This is a genomic window from Novosphingobium sp. NFX11 (assembly GCF_057376415.1).
In genome coordinates, this window is sequence record NZ_CP080385.1 from 442,637 (window position 1) to 465,525 (window position 22,889).

The following is a 22,889-nucleotide window of genomic DNA, read 5'->3' on the forward strand; positions in this document are numbered from 1 at the left end:
GCAGTCTGCTGCACGAAGGTTAATTTTTCATCCTCTACTGAATGACGCGCGGTGGTTTCGCCTTCGCTGCGGCGCTGGTTCGATGCGGTTCGTCCTGTACATCCCATCCTGCAAGGATATCGCGCCGGATCGCGTCGATGCCTGCGGTCTCGCGCCAGGTCATGCCGATATCGCGCGCTTTCGCGCCGGGGCCTTGGGAGCCGGTCTCCCAGAAGCGGGAGTCCTGCGGTCGGAACACCCCGGTCATGGTGCCGTCGCGGGCGGTGCCGTTCATCGTCGTCCAGTGGTCCGGGTGGATATGCCGGTCCATGAAGCAGTCGATGAAGATCGCCTGTCCGACGGCCGCAGGGTCGGCATAGCGTCCGTCGGCGAAGCGCGTCGTCGGATGCCATGGCCGCGCGAGCGCTACGGCGCCGTCGGGCACCCCGGCCTCGCGGGTCAGGCGCGAGCGGTAGATGACGATGCCGTGCGCCTGCGACAACTGGGTCGATGGCGCGGCGATGAAGGACTGGAACTCGCCCGGAACATAAGGCTCACTGCGCGGACGGGAGCGGATCTCGCTGTCCTCGATCAGCAGTTGCCCGTTGCCGAAGATGAAGTCGATGTTGCCCGCCACCAGGCTGCGGCGCACCAGCGCCCGGTCGCCGTTGGTGAACAGCGTATCCTGATAGCCGAGGATTGCCGTGCGATCGACGAGCACGCGGTCGCTGTGCACGTCGAGGAGCAGGGCGACGGCCTGCGGGTTGGCGATCCGCTCCGCGCTGCCTTGCGGGTGGCGGTCATTGGCAAGGTAATCGAAGGTGTTCTCGATGGTCAGGTCGCGGATCACGACGTCCTTTGCGTCCACCATCAGCGTCGCCGAGCCGGGCGTGCCCCAGCCGTCGCGGTGCCAGCCTTTCGCGGTTTGGGCTACGGCGCCGAAGTGAACCCGCGTGCGCTGCGCGCCGCTGCCGATCAGGCGCAGGCGATTGCGGGAGATCACCGGCTTCTCCGCATAGTCGCCCGGTGCCACGCGGATCGTGATCCAGTTTTCGGAACCGTCGCGCGCTGCCGCGTCGAGCGCACGTTGGATCGACGTGTAGCACGGCGCCGCGCCGTCCCCGCACGAGGGCCGCACGACGTACTCGGTCGGCGCCGCCATCGCGGTTCCGGTGGACAGCATCGCTGCCAATGTGAACGCAAGTCTGCGGATCATTCAGGTGCGCTCCCTCGCGTCGGTTGAAGGGTTTTGAGGAAGCCGTCGATCTGCTCCGCGACGCGGGGCAGCCACGGTTCGAACAGCCAGAAATCGTGCGGCGCATTCTCGAAGGCGAAGAAACGATGGGCGATGCCGTGATGTTCGAGGAGGCGAGCACCGTGGCCTTGCCTTCGGTGAAGCGCGGGATGCCGCTGCTGACGATCAGCGTCGGCGGTGACTGTGCGCCGACATGGCTGGCGCCGCTCGCTTCCTTCCAGCGTGCGGCGGCGTGCTCGTAGGAACCGCCGAGCCAGCGCGCGGCGGGCGATGCCTCCCCGGCGGCATTCTCGAACTGCAGCGCCTGCGGGGTGGTGAAGTCCAGCACGCCGTCGAGGTCGATCAGCGCGGCGGCGGTGCGCTCCGTGCCCGAGCCGAACAGGCCCGAAGGTCCGGCATAGGCGAGCAGCGAGGCCATCTGCCCGCCGGACGACGCGCCGCCCACGGCGATGCGGGAGGGATCGACGTCGAATTCGGCTGCATGCGCGCGTGTCCATGCCAGTGCGTCGCCGATGTCGATCATCCCCGCCGGATAGGCCGCCTCGACCGATAGACGGAACTCCGGCAGGAACACGGTGTATCCGCGCTGGGCAAGGAGGTTCGCCAGCGCATAGAAATGCGTCTTCGCCCCCGCGCGCCAGCCTCCGCCGTGGACGAGCAGAATGCCCTGCCGGTTGGCTCCCGCCGAGGGGCGGAACACGTCGATGTGCAGGTCGCGGGTGCCGGTATTCTTGTAGGGCCGGTCGAACAGCACCGACTGGCCCGCTTTCCACGTCACGGCAGGCCATGCAATCCCGGGAAACTTGTCCCGGTACTTTGCGAAGCGCTGGCCGATCGTGTAGCTGTCATCCACCTCGCGTGCCGGGGCATGGCCCGGCAGGAGCATGGCGGCGAGGGCCAGCGCACATGCGAACTTGCTTGAACCCGGCACTCTATATCACTCCCGACAAACGAAAAAGAGGACCGCCACCCGAGGGGTATTGGGCAGCGGTCCTTCAAGGTATCAGAACTGGTAGCGGGCGCCCACGAACCACTGCGCGCCGGTCTTGGAGAATTCGCGCACCAGATACTGAGTTCCGTCGCCGGTGCCGTAGATGCGCTCCCGTTCGTTGGTGATGTTGATCCCCTGCAGGTTGACGCTGATCTGCCTGGTCAGGTTGTAGTAGGCCGAGAAGTCCACTTGCGTCGGCCCGTACTTGCGTTCCTGCACGTGGCCGTTGCCGCCCGGTTGGCTCAACAGATAGTCGTCGCGCTTGTTGATCGAGAGGCGAAGGCCAAGGTCACCGGTGTCATAATAGGCCGTGAAATTGTAGGAGTTGGGCGACAACCCCGTGGAATCGCGCGCCGAGACATGGGTGTAGTTCGATGCGATGCCGAAGTACGAAAGCGCGCCCGGCAGGAACGTGAACGGCACGTTGAGCGTCGCCTCCAGCCCCTTCACGCTGTTGCCGTCCGATGAGTTCACGGTGCTGTAGAAGGTGTACTGTGCGGTCGCCGGGTCCGCCTGGTACGAAGCGTCGTAGCGGGGATCGGCATAGATCGCGGCCCAGTATTCCTGCGGGACCGACTGTTGCACCACCGAGGTGGTCAGCGAGCTGATGATGTTCTTCTTGAACACGCCCACCGAGAACAGGCCGCCCTTGCTGAAGTACCACTCGAAGCCGAGGTCGAAGTCATTCGACAGGTAGGGCTTGAGCGCGGGATTGCCGAGGTTGCTCACCGTGCGCGTGGTGTATTCGAACACGGGCGCGGCGATGTTGAGCGAGGCGAGGCCCGGCCGCGTCATCGAACGGGCATAGGCGAAGCGCGCCACGAGGTCGGGCGTGATGTTCAGCGCCGCGTTGAACGAGGGCAGGAAGTTGTCGTAATGCCGCTTCACGTCGACCGGCGATCCGGAGATCACCGCGCTGGATTCCACGTCCGTACGCACCCAGCGCGCGCCGCCGTCGAGGCGCAGGGTCATCGAACCGATGTCGATCTCACCCGTCACTTCGCCGTAGCCGCCGGTGGTCTTTTCAACCACTTCCCAGCCCGCTGCGACGTTGGTGGTGTAGTTGCCTGAGAAAAGGCCCGACGATCCGATCGCGTCGAAGTCCATCACCGCGAACGTCGGCAGGCCCCGGAAACCACGCCGCTGCCGAAGTGACTGTACGGGAAGGCGGTCATGTAGCTGGACGGATCGAAGGTGGGCAGCTCGCCCTGAGCCTCTGAATAGCGCACGAGGCGGCGGTTGTAGGCGAAGCCCGCCTGCGCGGTGAAGCGGCCCTTGGTGAAGGTGGCGTTGGTCTTGGCCGTGAAGTTGTCCTTCACGACGTTGTTCAGGCGATTGGCGGGCGTCGTCGCGTTGATGAAGTTGGTGGCATCGTTCGGGTCGTAATCACCGTAATCGACTTTGGCGACGTCCTTGCTGTCCGAATAGTCGTAGGCATAGTAGTGCGGCACCGAGCGGGCGTAGAAGCGCAGCTCGGTGCGATCGGCGGTGTCGCGCGCCTTGCCGACCATGGCGTCGATCTTGAGGTTGCTCGTCACCTCGTAGTCGCCCGAGAACACGAACTGGCGGAACTTGGAGGTCGAGGTCTGGTGGCGGCTTTCGTACCACGATGTCACGTCGTCGAAAGCGGCGGCGACCAGCTGCTTGCCGTCAGGCGCGACGGTGAACGACAGCGGGGTCTGGCCGACGAAGTTGCCCGGGGTGCCGTGGGTCAGCAGCCACTCCATCGAGTTGTAGCTGTAGCGGTCGTTGTCGAGCTGCGAATAGAGCGCGTCCAGACTGAGCGTCAGCCCGTCGATAGGCTTGGCCTGGATCGAGCCGGTCAGGCCGAGGCGCTTCTGGTCGTTGCCGAAGAAGTCCGCACGCGGCAGGCGCGGCGCCCACAGGCAGTCGAGGCGGTCGGCGGCGCCGCAATCCTCGGGCGTGCCGGTGACGGTCGGGTTGGTGTCCGCCCAGCTGTCGCCGTTCACGTAAGGCGAAGTCCAGCGCACGCTGGAGAAGCCTTCCTGGTAGACGGTGCGTTTGGAATAGGCAGCGGAAAGCAGGAAGCCGATGCGGTCGTCGGCGAAGGTGTCGGAAATCATCACGGTGGCGCGCGGATCGACCTTGCGCGTCATCGTGTTGTACCCGCCCTGCGCCGATCCGACGACATGGAAGCCCTTGAAGTCGAAGGGCTTGGCCGAATAGAGATCGACGGTGCCGGCGATGCCGCCTTCCTCGATCGAGGCGCGCTGGGTCTTCTGCACGTCGATGCGGTTGAACAGTTCGGACGCGAAGACGTGGAAGTCGAAAGCGCGGCCGGCATTGATGGTGAAGCCGCCGGAATCGAGGCCGTCGCTGCTGGCGGGCACTTCCATGCCATTCAGCGTCGTGCGGGTGAAGTCGGGCGAAAAGCCGCGCAGGGTGATGTTGCGGCCTTCGCCCCCTTCGCGGGAGATCGCGACGCCGGGCAGGCGCTGGATCGATTCCGAGAGGTTGAGGTCGGGCATCTTGGCCATGTCCTCGGCCATGATGCTTTCGGTGAGGTTCACCGCGCGGCGCTTCAGGTCCTGCGCCTTGGCGAGGCTGCCGCGAAAGCCGGTGACGAGGATTTCGGAGTTCGCAGCCGGTTCCTCATCCGCCGCCGCGGCCTCTGCCGCCGGGGACGCGGCCTGTGCGGCGGCGACGGGCGCCTGTACACTCGGGGCCGCGGTCAGGCTGGTCTGCGTCAGAGTGCGCGGCGACATCGGAGGCGTGGCGCGGGCGACGATGGCATAAGAACCCGGCCCGGTGCGGCGGGCGGTGAGACCGGTCCCCGCCAGCAGGCGGTTCAGCGCGTCGTCCACGCTCATCTCGCCGCGCACGGCATTGGTGCGTACGGCATGCGTCAGGCGGCGCGCTGCGATGATCTGGATGTCGCCCTGTCGGCCAAGCTGGCTGATCGCGGTTTCGGCAGGCTGCGCCTCGATCGCGAACTGCCGCGTCTGCGCTGCCGCCTGAACCGGCGAGGCTACCATGCACATGATCGCAGATGATGCGAACAAGGCACTCCGAATGTCCGAAGTATTCATTATCCCTCCCAATGTCCCGATCCGTCAGGTTTCTTTTCACCTGTGCCCTTTAAGAGTCTCCGGAGCGGATATTCCTTCTCGTCATCTCAAAAAATTTATCATTCGATCCGAATGAGGTTCGGATTGCTGGTGTCGAGCGACACTCTGAGGCTGGCCTTCACCGCTTCGGCGAAGCCTTCGGGGTCGTTGACGCGGAACAGGCCGTCGAACTCCTCGCGGGCGACGCGCGGGTCGGCGATGATGATCTGGCGCTGGTTGTAGCGGTTGAACTCGTCCGCCGCGTCGTAGAGCGTGCGCCCGTTGAGGTCGATCATGCCGCCGCGCCATGCCAGCGCCCGGTCGACGGATGACGAGATGCCGGTTTCGTAGTCGATCACCGCATGGGCGCTAAGCATCGCGCGGTCCCCGGCCTCCAGCTTCATGCGCAGGCTCTGGTCGCCGTCCGCCCAGGTTTCCACGATGCCCTCGGTGACGAGGATCTCGACCCCGGTTTCACGCCGCCGCACCGAGAAGGCCGTTCCCACGGCGCGCACGCGGACGTTCCCGGCCGCGACGACGAAGGGGCGCTGCGCATCCTTGGCGACCTCGAACCATGCCTCGCCCTGCGCGAGTTGCACCTCGCGCAGCTTGGTCGCCATGCTGACGGTCAGTTCGCTGCCCGAATTCATCGTCATCACCGAGCCGTCCGGCAGCGGCAGGCGCCGGATTTCGCCGAGCTTCGTCGTATAAGCTGCCGGGCTCTGGCTCCAGCGCAGCCCGACGAAGGCGAGCGCAGCCGATGCCGCCAGCCCCGCCAGCACGCCGCGACGACCCCAGCCGGATTGTGCGGGTTCCTCTTCCTCCTCGACGGGGACAGCCGGTGCCTCGACCTCGGGGGTCAGCGCCAGCCACTGTGCCTGTACCTGCAGCAGCAGGCCCTGACGCAGCGGGTCTTCGGCCAGCCATGCCTGAAGTTCGCTCTCGTCGGCTTCGGTCCAGTCGTCGGCGTCCATGCGCGCCACGAACCGCGCCGCCTCGTCGCGGGCCTGATCGCCTGCGAGCGTCACCATGACCGCGCCTCCCGGCGATCGGCGCCGAGCATGCGGTTCTCGCTCAGTGCCTCGGCCTGCAGCCATGCATCGCGGATGGCGCGCACGCCGGTCCAGACCTGCTTCTCCACTGCCTTCTCGGTCATGCCGAGATGGGCGGCGATTTCCTTCTGGGACCAGCCCTCGATCTTGCGCAGTTCCACCACGCGGCGGCACCGTTCCGGCAGGCGGCCGATGATGGCCAGGACCCGCTCGTAGCTGATGCGGCTCGCGGCCTGTTCCTCGGGCGAGGGGTTTCGTCCTGCCATGTCTCGATCTCGCTCACGGCCTCCAGCACCACGACCTGCTGGCGCTTGAGACGACGCAGCAACAGGTTGCGGGTGATCGAGAACATATAGGCCAGCGGCCGGTCGATGTGGTCGACCGAGGGCAGCATCGCGATCCGGCAGTAGGCTTCCTGCATCACCTCGTCCACGTCCTCCGGCGAGAGGCGCGACCGGGCCAGCCAGCGGCGGACCCGCGCCTCATGGGGCACGATCTCGCGCGCGACCCAGAGGGCCGTCCCGCGTCGCCGCGCAAGTTCCTTGTCTGCCTCCCCTGGCGTGGCACCCTCCCTCAGGCATTCGGATTTCCCGTTTGCCATGAAAGAGACACGGCGCGGAAAATTCCTTCCGTGCTGGCGTAAATTTTTTCAGGAGAGGAAGCGGACCAGCAACACTGGGCCTGCGGTGGTGACCGGAGCGTCGATCCGGGCACAGTCGAGATAGCCGAGATCGGTGTCGTCGAGTGTTTGCGCTTCGAGTGCAAGGAGGAACGTCGTGCCTGCGGGGGTGACCATTGTGCCGGGGGCAGGCGCTGCATCTCGCAATTGTAAGTGCCGCGCCGGACCATGGCGTTGAGGTCGAGAACTGCCCCGCCCAGCGGGACGCCCTCGACGTTCGCCGCGCCGTCGAAAGGGAAGGGCGCGCTGACGGGGTCGAGTACTGCGTCGACGGCTCCGGATAAATGCAGGGTGCCTTCGAGCACTGCCAGCGTTCGGTCGATGCCATCGAATGACGAGAACGGTCCGGCCTGCTCGACGCGCGCCATGCTGAGCCGCCACAGGAAATCGCCCATCCCCGCGCCGGGCGGGCAGACGGCGATCTCGCGCGTGGTGCCGCCGCCGTTCTTCCACGGAACCTCCGGGCAGTCGGCGGCGCGGATGATGCGGGCGATGGTCATGGGCGGATACTCATGAAAATACATTCGTCATTGCGAGGAGGCGAAGCCGACGAAGCAATCCAGGGCGGTTTACGCGGCCCTGGATTGCTTCGCTGCGCTCGCAATGACGAGCATGGGGGAAGGATTACAGGATGCCCGGCAGGTCCAGCCCCTTTTCCACCGCGCAGTCCCGCGCGATCTCGTAGCCCGCGTCGGCATGGCGCATGACGCCGGTGGCCGGGTCGTTCCACAGCACGCGCTCAAGCCGTGCGGCTGCCTCGGGCGTGCCGTCGGCCACGATCACCATGCCCGAATGCTGCGAGAAGCCCATGCCCACGCCGCCGCCGTGGTGCAGCGACACCCATGTCGCGCCGCTGGCGGTGTTGAGCAGGGCGTTGAGCAGCGGCCAGTCCGACACCGCGTCCGACCCGTCCTGCATCGCCTCGGTCTCACGGTTGGGCGAGGCGACCGAGCCGCTGTCGAGGTGGTCGCGGCCGATCACGACCGGGGCCTTGAGTTCGCCCTTCGCGACCATCTCATTGAAGGCGAGGCCGAGGCGGTGGCGGTCGCCCAGACCTACCCAGCAGATGCGCGCTGGAAGGCCCTGGAAGTGGATCTTCTCGCGCGCCATGTCGAGCCAGTTGTGCAGGTGCGCGTTGTCGGGCAGCAGCTCCTTCACTTTGGCGTCGGTCTTGTAGATGTCCTCCGGATCGCCCGAAAGTGCGGCCCAGCGGAACGGTCCGACGCCCCGGCAGAACAGCGGGCGGATATAGGCGGGCACGAAGCCGGGGAAGTCGAAGGCGTTCGCCACGCCCTCGTCCAGCGCGACCTGGCGGATGTTGTTGCCGTAGTCGGTGGTGGGAACCCCGGCCGCCTGAAAGTCCAGCATCGCGCGCACATGCTGTGCCATCGATGCCTTGGCGGCCTTGGCGACTGCCTCGGGTTCGCGCTCGCGCCGTTCGATCCATTCGGCGACGGTCCAGCCTGCGGGGAGGTAGCCGTTGATCGGATCGTGGGCGCTGGTCTGGTCGGTCAGCAGGTCGGGGCGAATGCCGCGCGCGTAGATTTCGGGCAGCAGCTCGGCGGCATTGCCCAGAAGGCCGACCGAGACGGGCTTGCCGTCCGCCTTCGCCTGCTCGATGATGGCCATGGCCTCTTCGATGGTGGCGGCGGACTTGTCGAGATAGCCGGTGCGCAGGCGCATCTCGATCCGGCTGGGCTGGCACTCGATGGCAAGGCACGACGCGCCCGCCATGACCGCCGCCAGCGGCTGCGCGCCGCCCATGCCGCCAAGGCCCGCCGTCAGCAGCCACTTGCCCGAAAGGTCGCCGCCATGGTGCTGGCGGCCCATCTCCACGAACGTCTCGTACGTGCCCTGAACGATGCCCTGCGTGCCGATATAGATCCACGAACCGGCGGTCATCTGCCCGTACATGGCAAGGCCGCACTTATCGAGTTCGTTGAAGTGCTCCCAGTTCGCCCAGTGCGGAACGAGGTTGGAATTGGCGATCAGCACGCGCGGCGCATCGGCATGGGTGCGGAACACGCCGACCGGCTTGCCCGACTGCACCAGCAGCGTCTCGTTGTCTTCCAGCCGCTGGAGGGTCTCGACGATCCGGTCGTAGCTCTCCCAGTCCCGCGCGGCGCGGCCGATGCCGCCGTAGACCACCAGCTCCTCGGGCCGCTCGGCGACGTCGGGGTGGAGGTTGTTCATCAGCATGCGCAAAGGCGCTTCGGTTAGCCAGCTTTTCGCGGAAAGCTGCGTGCCGGTGGCGGGCTTGATGACGCGGGTATTGTCGATACGGGTCATGTCAGGCGTCCTGAGAAGGCGTGGGCTGAAGAGCGAAGGCGTGGGCTGAAGAGCGAAGGCGCGGGCAGCCTTCATGATCTGGGAAAGGGTTTCGGTGAGCGCGGCGGCGCGTGCCGGATCGAAGGCGGGCGGCCAGTTGGCCTCGGTGGGGATGTCGGGTTCATCCATGTAGCCGCGGATGGCGAGTTCCATCTGGATGGCGTGGACGCCGTTGTCGGGCTGACCGTAATGCCGGGTGGTCCAGCCGCCCCGGAAGCGGCCGTCGAGCACATGGCTCTCGCCTGAAGCCGCGCAGATCTGCTCCACGGCGGCGGCAAGGGTGGGATCGCAGGTCTTGCCGCCGTTGGTGCCGATGTTGAACTGCGGCAGTTCGCCGTCGAACAGGCGCGGTACATGGCTGCGGATCGAGTGGGCATCGTAGAGCACCACGCGGCCATGGACGGCGCGCAGTCGGTCGATCTGGGCCTGCAGCGCGGCATGGTATGGATCGAACCAGAGCGCGCGGCGGCGGGCGATCTCGGCCTCGTCCGGCGCTTGGCCTGCGTAGAGCGGCTCGCCGTCGAAGGTCGTGGTCGGGCACAGTTCGGTCGTCGCCTGCCCCGGATAGAGCGAGGCGCCCGAAGGATCGCGGTTGAGGTCGATCACGCTGCGCGAGATGCGCGTGCTGACCAGCGTGGCGCCAAGATCGGCGACGAAGGCGTAGAGGTCATCCACCCACCAGTCGGCATCGCGGCGGGCCAGCCACTCGGACCGGAACTGGTTCCCCACGTCGGCAAGCTGGGTGCCGACGTGGGGAAGGCGACGATGAGGGGGCGTCGCCTTCAGTGATCTTGAGCCAGTCGCTCACGCTACACCGGGGAGGGCGTCGCCCGCCGAGGCAAGCAGCGCGCCCGAGCGGACCAGCAGGTTGGCCGCCTCCATGTCGGGGTGGAAATGGCGGTCGTCCTCCAGCGTCGGCACCTTGTCACGCAGGGTTGCGCGGGCTGCCTCAAGCGCATCGCTGGACGCGAGCGGGGCATGAAAGTCGCACCCCTGCGCGGCGGCGAGCAGTTCGATGCCCAGCACGGCGGTCGCATTTTCCGCCATGTCGAGCAGGCGGCGCGCGCCGTGGGCGGCCATCGAGACGTGGTCTTCCTGATTGGCCGAAGTCGGGATCGAGATCCACGCTGGCCGGATAGGCGCGCTGCTTGTTCTCGCTGACCAGCGCGGCGGCGGTCACCTGCGGGATCATGAACCCCGAATTGAGGCCGGGGCGCGGCGTCAGGAACGCGGGCAGGCCGGACAGCGCCGGGTCCACCAGCATGGCGATGCGGCGCTCGGCGATCGAGCCGATCTCGCAGATGGCCATGGCAATCATGTCGGCCGCGAAGGCGACCGGCTCGGCATGGAAGTTGCCGCCCGACAGCGCCTCGTCGGTCTCCGGGAAGATCAGCGGGTTGTCGGAGACGCCGTTGGCCTCGATCTCCAGCGTGGTCGCGGCCTGGCGCAGAATGTCGAGCGCGGCGCCCATGACCTGCGGCTGACAGCGCAGGCAGTAGGGATCCTGCACGCGCGCGTCGTTCTCCAGATGGCTGGCGCGGATGGCGCTGCCGGTCATCAGGCCGCGCAGGGCATCGGCGACCTCGATTTGACCCCGATGACGCCTTAGCGTGTGAATGCGCGGATCGAACGGCGTGTCGGAACCCTTGGCCGCCTCGGTCGAGAGCGCGCCGGTGACGAGCGCCGAGCGGAACAGCAGTTCGGCCTCGAACAGCCCGGCCAGCGCGTTGGCGGTGGAGAACTGGGTGCCGTTGAGCAGCGCCAGGCCCTCTTTAGGCCCCAGTTGAGTGCTGGTGAGTGCCGCTCTGTGCAGCGCCTCGGCGGCGGGCAGGCGTTCACCCTGATAGAAGATCTCGCCCACGCCGATCATCGTCGCGGCCATGTGGGAGAGCGGGGCAAGGTCGCCGCTCGCGCCGACCGAGCCCTGGCTGGGCACCACCGGGGTCAGCCCCTTGACCAGCATGGCCTCCAGCAGCGCCACCGTCTCGGGCCGCACGCCCGAGGCGCCCTGCGCCAGACTGGCCAGTTTCAGCGCCATCATCAGCCGGATCACCGGCACCGGCGAAGGCGCGCCCGTGCCCGCCGCGTGGCTCAGCACGATGTTGCGCTGGAGCGTCGCGAGGTCTTCGTCGCCGATCCGCACGCTGGCGAGCTTACCGAAACCGGTGTTGATGCCGTAGACCGGCGCGCCCTTCGCCAGAATGCGCGAGACGGCGGCAGCGCTTTCCGCCACGCGCGGCGCGCAGGCAGGGTCGAGCGTGACGGCGGCGCCGCGATAGACCGCGCGCCAGTCCGCCAGCGGGATGTCCCCGGGGGTGAGCAGGACAGGATTCATTGACCACTCCAGATGCGGGCATGGAGCGGATTGAACCCCATGCGATAGACCAGCTGCGCGGGACGCTCGACGTCCCAGATGGCGAGATCGCAGCGCTTGCCCGCCTCCAGCGTGCCGCGATCGGCAAGCCCGAGGGCGCGCGCGGCATTGCGGGTGACGCCGGCAAGGCATTCGGCGACGGTGAGGCGAAACAGCGTCGCGCCCATGTTCATCGTCAGCAGCAGCGAGGTGAGCGGCGACGTGCCGGGATTGCAGTCGGTCGCCAGTGCGATGGGCACCCCGGCCGCGCGCAAGGCTTCGATCGGCGGCAGCTTCGTCTCGCGCACGAAATAGTACGCGCCCGGCAGCAAGGTGGCGACGGTGCCCGATGCGGCCATGGCGGCGATCCCGGCCTCGTCGAGATGTTCGAGGTGATCGGCGGAAAGCGCCCGTGCCGCGCCGCCAAGGCCGCGCCGTGGAGGTTGGAAAGCTGCTCGGCATGAAGCTTCACCGGCAGGCCATGGCGCGCGGCGGCGGCGAACATGCGCTCCGTCTGCGCCGGGGTGAAGCCGATGCCCTCGCAGAAGGCGTCGACCGCATCGGCAAGGCCGAGCGCGGCGACCTCGGGCAGCACTTCGTCGCAGAGCAGGGCGATGTAGACGTCCGCATCGCCCGCGAACTCAGGCGGCAGGGCGTGCGCGCCGAGGAAAGTGGTGGCGATGGACACCGCGCGTTCTTCACCCAGACGGCGGGCGGCGCGCAGCATGCGGATCTCGCTGTCGCGGTCGAGGCCGTAGCCGGACTTGACCTCCACCGTGGTCGCGCCTTCCGCGATCAGCGCATCGAGGCGGGGCAGGGCGGCGGTGACGAGTTCGTCCTCGCTCGCGGCGCGGGTGGAGCGCATGGTGGAGACGATGCCGCCCCCGGTCCGCGCGATCTCCTCGTAGGAGGCGCCGCCCAGGCGCATCTCGAACTCGGCCGCGCGGTCGCCGCCGTGGATCAGGTGGGTGTGGCAGTCGATCAGGCCCGGGGTGATCCAGCGGCCTTCGCAGTCGACGATCCGCTTCGCATTGAGGGTCGGTACATCGGCGGCAGGTCCGGCGTAAGCGATCATGCCGTCCTTTGCCGCGATCACGCCATGGTCCACCGCGCCGATGCCTTCACCACTCATCGTAGCGAGCCGGGCGCCTTTCCAGACGGTGTCGTACAGCATGATTCCGTGGCCCTCGTTTGCCTCGCCCATTGTGATTGCACCGTTCAAATTTAATGTATAGACAAAAAATCGAAGCAAGGAGCAGATTCATGTCGGCAAGGTCGGACGGCTCGCACAGGCCATTGTTTTTCGAGAATTGTCTGCTGCCCGAAGGCTGGGCGCGGAATGTCCGCGTCACGCTGGAGCAGGGGCGGATCGCTGCCCTCGAGGCGGATACGGAACGCTTGCCCGAGGACGAGCGCCACCCTTGCGCGCTGCCCGGAATGCCCAACCTGCACAGCCATGCCTTCCAGCGCGGCATGGCGGGCCTTGCCGAGCAGCGCGGCCCTGCGAACGACAGCTTCTGGACCTGGCGCGAGATCATGTACCGCTTCGTCCAGCGCATGACCCCGGACGACGTGCGCGCCATCGCGGCGATGGCCTATGTCGAGATGCTGGAAGGCGGCTTCACTCGCGTCGGCGAGTTCCATTACCTGCACCACGACCGCGAGGGCCGCGCCTTCGCCGACGTCGCGCAGATGAGCGCGGCGGTGCTGGCGGCGGCCGGGGACACCGGCATCGGCATGACGCTGCTGCCGGTCCTCTACAGCTACGCCGGGTTCGGCGCGCAGCCGCCCAGCGATGCGCAGGCGCGCTTCATCAGCGATCTGGACCAGTACGCGCGGTTGCTCGAAGGCGCCGAGGCCCATGCCCGCGCGCTGCCTGATGCCGTGGTCGGCGTGGCGCCGCATTCCCTGCGCGCCGTTTCGCCCGATCAACTGCGCGATCTCGAACCGCTGGCGAAAGCCCGACCGGTCCACATCCACATCGCCGAGCAGGTGAAGGAAGTGGACGACTGCCTCGCATGGAGCGGCCGGCGTCCGGTCGAATGGCTGCTGGACAACGCCGAAGTGGACGCGCGTTGGTGCCTCGTCCATGCCACGCACATGACGGAAAGCGAAACCGTTGCCGCCGCGCGCAGCGGCGCGGTGGCGGGGCTCTGCCCGATCACCGAAGCAAACCTCGGCGACGGGCTGTTTCCGGTGGAGGGGTTCCTGGAGGCAGACGGTCGCTACGGCATCGGCAGCGATTCCAACGTGCTGATCGACGCGGCCGAGGAACTGCGCCTGCTCGAATACGGCCAGCGCCTGACGCGCCGCGCACGCAACGTCATGGCCCGGGAGAGCGGGCGCTCCACCGGCGCGGACCTTTACGTGGGCGCGCTGACGGGCGGGGCGGCTGCATTGGGCGTCGAAGGCGGGATTGCGGTCGGCCTGCCTGCCGACATCATCAGCCTGAACCTCGACCATCCGGCCATGATGCACAGGGCGGGCGATGCGATAACCGACAGCTTCGTCTTCGCCGCCGGGCGCTCGGCCATTGACTGCGTGTGGCGCCATGGCGACAAGCTGGTGAGCGAAGGGCGTCATCATGCCCGCGACCGGGTGGTCCGCGACTATGCCAAGGTACTGGAGACACTGATCGCGTGAGAATGCCCCTTCACGAACGCATTCGATCGGATTTCGAGGGCCGCATCCTCGGCGGCGAACTGGCTCCCGGAGACCGCCTGCCCATCGAGCAGGAACTGATGCAGGAATACGGCTGCTCGCGCATGACCGTGAACAAGGCGCTCTCGGCGCTCGTCGCGGCGGGGCTGATCGACCGGCGCAAGCGGGCGGGGACGTTCGTGGCGCGGCCGAAGGTCCACTCGATGGTGCTCGACGTGCCCGACATCGCCGCGCAAGTGCGCGAGCGCGGGCAGGATTATGCCTTCCAGCCCATCCGCCGCCGGGTCCGTGCCGCCGGGGAGGACGAGGAGGAAGTGCTGCTGGCAGGCGGCGGGGAACTGGTCCACATTGATGGCTTGCATCTGGTGGACGGCGCGCCGCTGGGCGTGGAGTTCCGCCTGGTGAGCGCTCTGGCCGTACCGGGGATCGTCGGCGCCGACCTCGACGCGGTTCCTCCGGGGACGTGGCTCCTGCAGCACGTGCCCTGGACCGAGGCGGAGACGCGCATCTCGGCCGTCGGCGCGCAGGCCGAGGAAGCGGAATGGCTGGGCGTGGCGGTCGGAACGCCGTGTCTGTGCGTCGAGCGCCGGACGTGGCGCGGCTCGGAGCGGATTACTTACGTGCGCCAGCTGTTCCTCGGCGATGCCTACGACATGGTGGCGCGCTTCGGGCCGGGGGCTTCGGGGCGGTAACACTTCGAAGCTCGCTTACCGCGCCCGTCATTCCAGCGAAGGCTGGGACCGCCCTCGGCACGGCGCGCGCTGTCATGCCCAGCAATGCTTTGAAACAAATACTTTTCCCGACAGGCAATCAAAAGCACATGGCGCCTTCAGTAACTTCCGCGAAAGCCTGATTCTTGCGCACGATCTGATCCAGCGTGCGAGGCGAGATTGATTCGACGTCATCTTATTTTGTTCACCGGCTGCGCAGCATCGGCACTTGCGGGTTGCGTCATGACGCAGGAGCCATTGGGCAATGCCGACAATAGTGCCGTCTCCCATCTTTCGGTCGCGCAATTGCCTGTGGTCGGAACTGTCAGCGAGCGCTTCCTGTCCTACAACGTCGAAATGCTGGAACTGACGGGCGGACGCTTCTGGAAGCCTTACGGCAGCACGAACGGTTCGAAGACGGATCTGTACGAGGATCGTCCGCCGATCGACTTGCAGAATCCCCGGTTGCGCGTTCTCGCGCAAGCGCTCGGACCGGCTTACGTCCGGTATAGCGGGACATGGGCGAACGGAACGTTCTTTTCCGACACCGAGACGCCGCTGTCGGCCGTGCCCAAGGGATACGACGCGGTCCTCACCCGCCGCCAGTGGCGACAGGCCGTGGAGTTCGCGCGCGACAGCGATGCGCAGATCGTCACGTCGATGCCCACCAGTCCGGGATCGCGCGACGCTGACGGAAACTGGACGCACGAGGCTGCCGAACGGCTGTTCGCCTATACGCAGAGCATCGGCGGCAGGATCGCGGCGTCTGAATTCGCGAACGAGCCCAATCTCATCGGCGGCACCAAGCCCCCGGTCAATTACGACGCGACGCGCTATCGCCGGGATTTCGGGCGGTTTCACGACTGGCTGCGCAAGCGCTCGCCCGACACGCTGATCCTCGGGCCGGGAGCCTTCGAACTCGGCAAGGGGAGCGCGTTTCCTTCGTTCATCAAGATGCTGCCGACGGCGGACGTGGCGCCGCTGACAGTTCATCGTCCAGACGCGGTTTCGTTCCATTTCTACGGGGCACTGTCGCAGCGCTGCAACGGCCTGAAGGACATCGACCCGCAGTCGGACGCATGGTTGTCCAAGATCGATACGGCGATTGCGGACACGCGCACGCTGCGCGATCGGGTCAGTCCGGGCGCTCCCATGTGGCTGACCGAGACCGCCGACGCGGCCTGCGGCGGCAATCCGCAGGCGAAGACTTTCGCGGATACCTTTCGGTTCGTGGACCAGCTTGCCCGTTCCGCAAGGCAGGGTGTGCAGGTGGTCATGCACAACACGCTGGCGGCGAGCGACTATGCCCTGCTCGACGAGCACGATTTTGCGCCCCGGCCGAATTATTGGGCGGCCTGGCTCTGGCGCCGGACGATGGGGACGACCGTGCTCGACGGCGGCCGCATGGACGGAGCTGACGGACTGCGGATCTACGCGCATTGCCAGCGTGGACGACCGGGCGGGGTGACAGTACTTGCCATCAATCCGGAACGGACGAATGCACGTTCGCTGCGAGTGGATGGACGTGCGGAGGTCTTCACCCTGACGCAGCCGGATGGCCAGCCGGGCAGCGCGGCGCTGAACGGCGTGGTGCTTGAACTGGGGCCGGGTGATGCATTTCCACGCATGACGGCAAAGCGGCAGCGCGGCGTCGTCACGGCGCCTGCGTCGAGCATCAACTTCATTACGATACCGGATGCGGCCAATCCGGCGTGCACGGCGAAGGGCTGATCCGCGCTTTCCTACAAGGTGCGTGAGCCGGTACGTTGCGCGGCATGAACTCGCCGCTCGCTTCGTCCCGTCACAAGGTTACACATCGGGTCTGCAAGGTGACACTTCGCGCGCGCAAGGTGACACATTTTCCGCCGGATGTGTCACCTTGCGCCCCTAAGGTGACACTTTTCGGCCCAAGGTTACACCTTTCCCCTCTGGACCGTGTAAACCGTGTAAACCTGCGTCACCTTATGAAAGGGGCGCCGCCATCGCGACGCCCCCAAGGGTGGATCATTTGCCCGTGTTGTCGGGGTAGAGCGTGTTGAAGAACGCCTTGTAGGCCCCGTGCGACTGGCCGCGCCACTGCGGGCGGAAGCCGTAGAGGTAGACCTTGCCCTTGCCGTACTCGACCACGACGGCGGCCGCCTTGCCCTGGATCGCCTCGGGGTGGAGCAGGACGCCGCTGCGCAGCGGGTTGCCGGTGGGGGCGTAGGAGGCCAGCACCTTGCCCTTGAAGCCGGGCTTGGGCGCGAAGGCGGGGCCGCGCTCGAACATCACGATGGGGTCGAGCGGCATGCCCGCCGCGATCTTCGTGCCGGGCGCCAGCTGCACCTGCAACAGCGCGCCGGAGCAGAAGAAGAAGTCGGCCTTGGCGTCCTTGAGGATGTTGGTCACCGGCAGGTCGAACAGGTCGATCACCGCATCGGAGGCATTGTTCAGCGCCACCAGCGTACCGCCGTTCTTCACGAAGTCCTTGAGCTTCTTCGCACCGTCCTCGCCGATGCCGCCGGCATAGGGGGCGGGCATCTGGGCGGGGCTGAACCCGTCCATCAGCGAGGCAAGGGGGCCCTTGTACTTGGACTCGAAGTCGGCGGCAGGCGCGGTGTCGCCGGGGCGGGATTTGCCCGGAGCGGACATGTCGGGCAGGACGATGGTGTCGTACTTGCCTGCAAGGCCCGCCTTGACGTCGGCGTTGTAGACGCTCTTGGCGCCGAAGTCGTACTGCTCCAGCAGCCAGCGGGTCCATCCCTCGTCGATGTTGGAGCCCCACGGACGGTAGAGCGCGACGCGGCCCTTGCGCACCGCCTCGCCGGTGGGAGCATCGGTGCTGGCGGTGACGTTGACGCTGTACTGGCCGGCAAGCTTGCCCACGGCGTCGGACGAAAGGCCGGTGAGGGCGATGGTGTCCGCGCTCCAGCTAGCCTTGCCGCCCGCCGCCAGCGCCGCGTTCATCACCCGGTAGCTGTTGTTGACGCGGCGATCGAGCAGGTAGGTCGAACCCGACCCGGTGACCCCGCCTGTGGGCGGCGTCGCGGCCGCGACCTTGGTGAGCGAGGCGCGGGCAGAAGCGTCGAGCGGCTTGGCGATGCGCTCCACCTTGATGCCCATCTGCATAGGCAGGGTCCAGCCGGTGACGTCGTAGGGCAGATCGGCCGGGTTGCCGTCCCCGCCGAGGATGGCGTCGGGGTACTTCTGCGGATCGAACAGCTCGCGCGCCAGGCCCGCGAAGGGCTGGTCCATCGGCACGACCCAGCTGCCCGCCGCATAGGTCTGCCCGCCGATCGCGGTCGGCGCCGAGGTCTGCATCACGTCGAGACCGTGCGAAATCATCAGCTGTGCGAGCGAGGCGGCCTCCGGCACGTCGGTCTGGTCGGCCGGGATGACGTAGGCGCCCGGGCCGTCCTTCGCGGCGGCGGCGATCATGTCGCGGCCCGCCTGATAGCGGTTGAACAGCAGCGTCTCGCGGTATTTCTGCGCCGTCTCCAGCACCGACATCGAGGCGGTCAGCATGTAGTCGACCGAGTTCTTCAGATGCCACTCGCCGCCCTGCCAGGGATGCGGATACATGATCTGGGCCTTCAAGTCCTGCTGCGCCTTGGGGAAGTCGCTGACCTTCCAGGTCTTGGGCGTCGCGCTGTCGTGCGCGGTCTCGGTGAAGAACGAGATCGTGTTGCGGAAGACGTGGATGTAGTCGAGGAACCCGGCGTACCAGTTGTCGAACCGGGCCTGCGCGATGGCGCCGGGCTTGCCCTCGGTTTCCATGCGGGTCATGATGTTGGTGCCGATGGCGTTGGTCCAGATCCGCATGTACGGGCTGATGTTGGACGAGACCGGATCGGCGAAGGGCGGCACCCAGATGCGCGCGGGGAACGGCGCGACCTGATGCTGGCTGTACCAGATCACCGGCGCGTAGTCCTGCTCCGTCGCGTTGACGACCTGGCTCTCCTTCATGTTGAGCATGTAGCCGTCGCGGTTGTTGTCGTGGCCGACGTACTCCTGGTAGAGCCAGGGTGTGCGGCTCGTCTCCCACTTCGTGCCGCGCTGCTTGCGGTACCAGTCGACGACCATGTCCTGCCCGTCCGGGTTCAGCGTGGGCCACAGGACGAGGATGACGTTCTTGAGGATGCCGTCGACTTCGGCGTCGTTCTTCGCCGACAGCAGCTTGTGCGCCAGCGCCAGCGGCAGCTGGTGGTCGGACACTTCGCTGGCGTGCATGCCGCCGTCGATGTGGACGATGATCGGGCTTTCGGCGGCGAGCGTCTTCGCCTCCGCATCGCTCAGGCCGCGTGCGTCGCCGAGGCGCTTGGAGATCGCCTTGTACTTGTCGAAATTGGCGATGTTCTCCGGGCTGGAGATGACGGCGTAAACGAAAGTCTTGCCGTGCGTGGACTTGCCGCTCTGGAACAGCTTGATGCGGTCCGAGGCCTTGGCGAGCGCCTCGAAGTAGCGGACTGCATCCTCGTAGTTGGCGAGGTAGTAGTCCTCGCCGACTTCGTGGCCGAGCACGTCCTTGGTGCTCGGCACGCTCTGGGCAAGTGCCGGAGCACAGAGCCCCAGCGCCGAGGCGGCCATCAGGACGCGCGCGAGGCGCGCCGACTTGTGCGTTTTCATGTGCTGGGACTCCGTGAGCAGATTGGGATCAGAAGGTTTTCCACGCCCCGCTTCGTCATTGCGAGGCCCGCAGGGCCGCGGCAATCCAGAGCGGCGGGCACCGCCCTGGATTGCTTCGCTACGCTCGCAATGACGAAGTCGGGGTGAGCATCAGAAGCTGCGACGCACGTTCACGCCGATGGTGCGCGGCGCGGCCGAGGTGGCAGCGTAGCTGTTGGGCGTGGACGACATCGATGCGCGGTTGATCGCGACCGCGTCGAAGACGTTGTTCACGAACAGGTAGATGCCCGCATCGCTTTCCGGCAGCTCGAAGCCGACGCGCAAGTTGGCGAGGACATAGTCGTCCATCTTCACGCGGTAGACGTTGGTGGGACGGAACTCCGAATAGGACGAGCCGACGTAGTTGAGGTCTCCGCGAGCGAAGAACTCGACCGTATCGCTGACCGGCGTGCGGTATTCGGCACCCACCGATCCGGCGAAGTGCGGGATGTAGGGGATGCGGTCCCCGGCGCGGCCGGCGGCGACGACGGCGTCGTTCACCTGGTCCTCGGTCAGCTTGGCGTCGAGATAGTTGCCCGAGAAGTTCAGCTGCACGCCCTTGACCGGACGCACGAAGGCTTCGGCCTCGAGGCCACGGATGCGCGCGGCGCCGGCGTTGGACAGGAACGAGTAGGCGCCGTTGGTGGTGCGCCCGCTGACCTGCATGTTGTCCCAGTCGATCTGGAACGCGGCAAGGTTCAGGGTCAGCGCGCGGCCCAGCAGGCTGAGCTTGCTGCCGACTTCATAGTTCCACAGCTTGTCGGCCTGGTACGGGGTCAGGTCCGCCGAGAGGCCGATGACCTGGTTGGCGCCGCCCGGACGGTAGCCCTGCGATGCCGTCGCGTAGAACAGCATGTCGGGGTTGGCCTGCCACGAGGCGTTGAACTTGAGCAGCGTGCCGTCGGCCGAGGACTTGACGGTGCTGACCGGGCGTTCGGGCGCTCCGATCAGGGTCCAGGCGATGTCGGTATAGCCGGTGACGGTCTTGTCGTAGTCGTAATAGCGGATGCCGGCGGTGAGGCTCAGCGACGGGGTGACGTGGTACGTACCCTCGCCGAAGACGGCGACCTGCTTGAGCTTGTCGAAGATCTCGCGGCGATAGATCAGCTGGACCGGGAAGATGATCTCGCCGGTGGCGTCGTCGGCCAGGGCGTCTTCGGAGGTGACGTGGTTCTTGCGGTTCTGGAAGAACGCGCCGACGGTCCAGTCGATCGGGCCACCCTCGGTGGAGCTGAGGCGCACTTCCTGCGTGAAGTCCTTGGTCGATCCCGGATAGTAGATCGCCGCCGGGCTGATGCTGTCGAGATAATCGTAGTAGCTGGCCAGCGTGTCGGACGAGCAGGCGCTGCCGGTGTAGGACGCGCACTTGGCCTCGGTCCGGTAAGTGCCGATGTAGTAGCTGTCATCGGCGGCATAAGCCGACTTGCGGTGCTGGTAGCTGGTGATCGAGGTCAGGTTGGCGAAGCCCACGTCCCAGTTCGCGGTCAGGCTGTAGAGCTGCGACTTGTCGGTATAGGGCAGGTTGACCTGCGCCGCCGACTTGTACTTGCCGACCGAGGGGTTCCAGGTGGCGGAGACCGCATCGGTGTTCTCGAACGCGGCGGTGCCGTCGATCGTGAAGTTGGAAGTCGGCGTGAAGCGCAGCATCAGGCGGCCGCCCGTGGCGGTGTAGTCGTTGACGTTCTTGCGGTTCAGGTAGGTATTGTCGATGTAGCCGTCGCTGTCGCGGCGGTAGAGCACCGCGCGCGCGGCCAGCACGTCCTTGACCAGCGGCACGTTGACCATGCCGTTGACGAAGTAGCCGAAGCCGCCGCCCTTGGTGGTCATGGCCTGGCCTTCGACGGTGCCCTCGTATTCCTGCGTGGGCTTGTTGAAGATCACGCGGATCGCGCCGCCCATCGAGCTGGCGCCGTAGAGCGTGCCCTGCGGCCCGCGCAGCACTTCGATGCGGTTGACGTCGAACAGGGTGAAGTCGGCGGTACGGCCCGCCGCGTCGCTCGATACGCCGACCGAACCGGTGACGGGGGTGTCGTCGTAATAGACGCCCACGGTCGCCTCGCCCGATGCCTGCACGCCGCGAAGGCTCACGCGGCGCTGGCCGGGGCCGTTGTCTTGGATGCGCAGCGAGGGGACGAACTTGGCATAGTCGGCGATGTTGGTGACGCCGGCATTGGTCAGCGTCTCGCCGGTGAGGGCGGTGATCGCCATCGGCGTGGTCTGCACCGTGGTGTCGCGGCGCAGTGCGGTCACGACGATGTCGTTGCCATTCTGGGCGGCTTCGTCAGCAGCCTGGGCATGGGCAGCCGCAGGCACGACGTTGGCGAGAGTGAAAACGGCGGAAGCGACCCCGCAATTCAGAAAGGCGCGACGAAACTTGCTGTGAACGGTCATCGACTGTCTTTTCCCTCAATATGGCGAAGGCGGCTTCTGGCGGCCGGTCACCTTCATCCCTGTTGACGACTCGCATAGTGCCGAGTCGATAATGTATATACAAGAAATATTATTGCTCAAAAAATGGACATTTAATGTCGGAGGTTGCCCATTTTTTGCGCACAACCACGTGAATGGTAGCGGCGCCCGGAAAGCCGATGCGATGGGGAAGGTCAAGGCCGCATTGCGGCGAAACCCGAAATCAAGGGGATCTGCAGCGCTATTTTCTCGCGCGGCGCGGGCGCATCGCGTCCCGCATGGCGAAGCTGGAGTTGATGCGGGTGACGCCGGGCAGGCGAGAGAGCACCTCGCCGTGGATCGCCTCGTAGGCCGCGACGCTTTCCGTGCGCAGGCGCAACCAGTAGTCCACGTCACCTGTCATCAGGAAACACTCTCGCACTTCGGGGCATTGCCGCACCGCATGTTCGAAGCGCGACAGGTAGTCGTCGGTCTGACGGTCCAGCGTGACCTGGACGACGACGTCCACCCCGCGTTCGTCATCGTCGTCAGGCCCCGTGAGCACGGTGTAGCCGCGAATCACGCCGCGATCCTCGAGCAAGCGGATGCGACGCAGGCATGCCGATGGCGACAGGCCGACCTCTTCGGCGATCTCGGAATTCGGGCGTCGCCCGTCCAGACGCAGAAGGCGAAGAATCGCGCGATCGACGGCGTCGGCGGCCATAGGCATGATCTTGTGATTTCTCCGCATTATCGTGTGCAACATCGCATAATGTGGCAT

At 66.5% G+C, this 22,889-nt stretch carries 13 protein-coding genes and 5 pseudogenes; 3 read left to right on the forward strand and 15 right to left on the reverse strand.

Annotated features, from left to right (window positions below; genetic code table 11):
• Positions 1-34 precede the first annotated feature (34 nt).
• The 12 genes and pseudogenes from KZO24_RS19860 to hutI form a co-directional block, all read right to left on the reverse strand.
• Positions 35-1,195: a pectinesterase family protein gene (locus KZO24_RS19860; RefSeq protein ID WP_271182860.1), complete on the reverse strand. Its 1,161-nt coding sequence runs from the start codon at positions 1,193-1,195 to the stop codon at positions 35-37.
• A 256-nt stretch (positions 1,196-1,451) separates the two neighbouring features.
• Positions 1,452-2,120 (reverse strand): annotated as a pseudogene (locus KZO24_RS19865) (alpha/beta hydrolase); the annotation flags it as partial.
• Between the two features lie 117 nt (positions 2,121-2,237).
• On the reverse strand, positions 2,238-3,332 hold the full coding sequence (locus tag KZO24_RS19870; protein WP_486487591.1) for a TonB-dependent receptor domain-containing protein: 1,095 nt from the start codon (positions 3,330-3,332) through the stop codon (positions 2,238-2,240).
• The gene (locus KZO24_RS19875) at positions 3,332-5,221 is read right to left on the reverse strand and encodes a TonB-dependent receptor (protein ID WP_486487592.1); all 1,890 of its coding nucleotides are present in this window, start codon (positions 5,219-5,221) and stop codon (positions 3,332-3,334) included. The genes KZO24_RS19870 and KZO24_RS19875 overlap by 1 nt, the downstream gene beginning before the upstream one ends.
• Before the next feature lie 152 nt (positions 5,222-5,373).
• The gene (locus KZO24_RS19880; RefSeq protein WP_271182857.1) at positions 5,374-6,324 is read right to left on the reverse strand and encodes a FecR family protein; all 951 of its coding nucleotides are present in this window, start codon (positions 6,322-6,324) and stop codon (positions 5,374-5,376) included.
• Positions 6,318-6,611 (reverse strand): RNA polymerase sigma factor, encoded by a 294-nt coding sequence (locus KZO24_RS19885; RefSeq protein ID WP_486487593.1) that lies wholly within the window; start codon positions 6,609-6,611, stop codon positions 6,318-6,320. Before KZO24_RS19885 ends, KZO24_RS19880 begins: the two co-directional genes overlap by 7 nt.
• A 95-nt stretch (positions 6,612-6,706) precedes the next feature.
• A pseudogene (locus KZO24_RS19890) lies at positions 6,707-6,946 on the reverse strand (RNA polymerase subunit sigma-24); the annotation flags it as partial.
• A complete protein-coding gene (locus tag KZO24_RS19895; protein ID WP_486487594.1) occupies positions 6,919-7,524 on the reverse strand; it encodes a HutD/Ves family protein in 606 nt (201 codons plus the stop codon). The pseudogene KZO24_RS19890 and the gene KZO24_RS19895, both read right to left, overlap by 28 nt.
• A gap of 124 nt (positions 7,525-7,648) precedes the next feature.
• Positions 7,649-9,313, reverse strand: a complete 1,665-nt coding sequence (gene hutU, locus KZO24_RS19900; RefSeq protein ID WP_271183150.1) for a urocanate hydratase — start codon at positions 9,311-9,313, stop codon at positions 7,649-7,651.
• A 63-nt stretch (positions 9,314-9,376) separates the two neighbouring features.
• A pseudogene (gene hutG, locus KZO24_RS19905) lies at positions 9,377-10,138 on the reverse strand (N-formylglutamate deformylase); the annotation flags it as partial.
• A gap of 18 nt (positions 10,139-10,156) precedes the next feature.
• A pseudogene (hutH, locus tag KZO24_RS19910) lies at positions 10,157-11,687 on the reverse strand (histidine ammonia-lyase).
• Positions 11,684-12,879, reverse strand: a pseudogene (gene hutI / locus KZO24_RS19915) (imidazolonepropionase). Before hutI ends, hutH begins: the two co-directional pseudogenes overlap by 4 nt.
• An 89-nt stretch (positions 12,880-12,968) precedes the next feature.
• Here hutI and KZO24_RS19920 point away from each other — a divergent pair.
• The 3 genes from KZO24_RS19920 to KZO24_RS19930 all read left to right on the forward strand — a co-directional run bounded on the left by KZO24_RS19920 (position 12,969) and on the right by KZO24_RS19930 (position 16,807).
• Complete coding sequence (locus KZO24_RS19920; RefSeq protein ID WP_486487595.1) at positions 12,969-14,348, forward strand: formimidoylglutamate deiminase; 1,380 nt, start codon at positions 12,969-12,971, stop codon at positions 14,346-14,348.
• 2 nt (positions 14,349-14,350) lie between these two features.
• A complete protein-coding gene (gene hutC, locus KZO24_RS19925; RefSeq protein ID WP_271183149.1) occupies positions 14,351-15,058 on the forward strand; it encodes a histidine utilization transcriptional repressor HutC in 708 nt (235 codons plus the stop codon).
• 261 nt (positions 15,059-15,319) lie between these two features.
• Positions 15,320-16,807, forward strand: coding sequence for a glycosyl hydrolase family 79 N-terminal domain-containing protein (locus tag KZO24_RS19930; protein ID WP_370424487.1), 1,488 nt, complete (start codon positions 15,320-15,322; stop codon positions 16,805-16,807).
• Between the two features lie 273 nt (positions 16,808-17,080).
• Here the strand turns inward: KZO24_RS19930 and KZO24_RS19935 are convergent, their stop codons facing one another.
• From KZO24_RS19935 to KZO24_RS19945, 3 genes are all read right to left on the reverse strand, one after another.
• Positions 17,081-19,681, reverse strand: a complete 2,601-nt coding sequence (locus KZO24_RS19935; RefSeq protein WP_271182850.1) for a M14 family metallopeptidase — start codon at positions 19,679-19,681, stop codon at positions 17,081-17,083.
• Between the two features lie 150 nt (positions 19,682-19,831).
• Entirely contained in the window at positions 19,832-22,111 is a 2,280-nt protein-coding gene (locus KZO24_RS19940; RefSeq protein WP_271182849.1) for a TonB-dependent receptor, read from the reverse strand.
• A 259-nt stretch (positions 22,112-22,370) separates the two neighbouring features.
• Entirely contained in the window at positions 22,371-22,838 is a 468-nt protein-coding gene (locus KZO24_RS19945) for an Lrp/AsnC family transcriptional regulator (RefSeq protein ID WP_271182848.1), read from the reverse strand.
• Between the last annotated feature and the right edge of the window lie 51 nt (positions 22,839-22,889).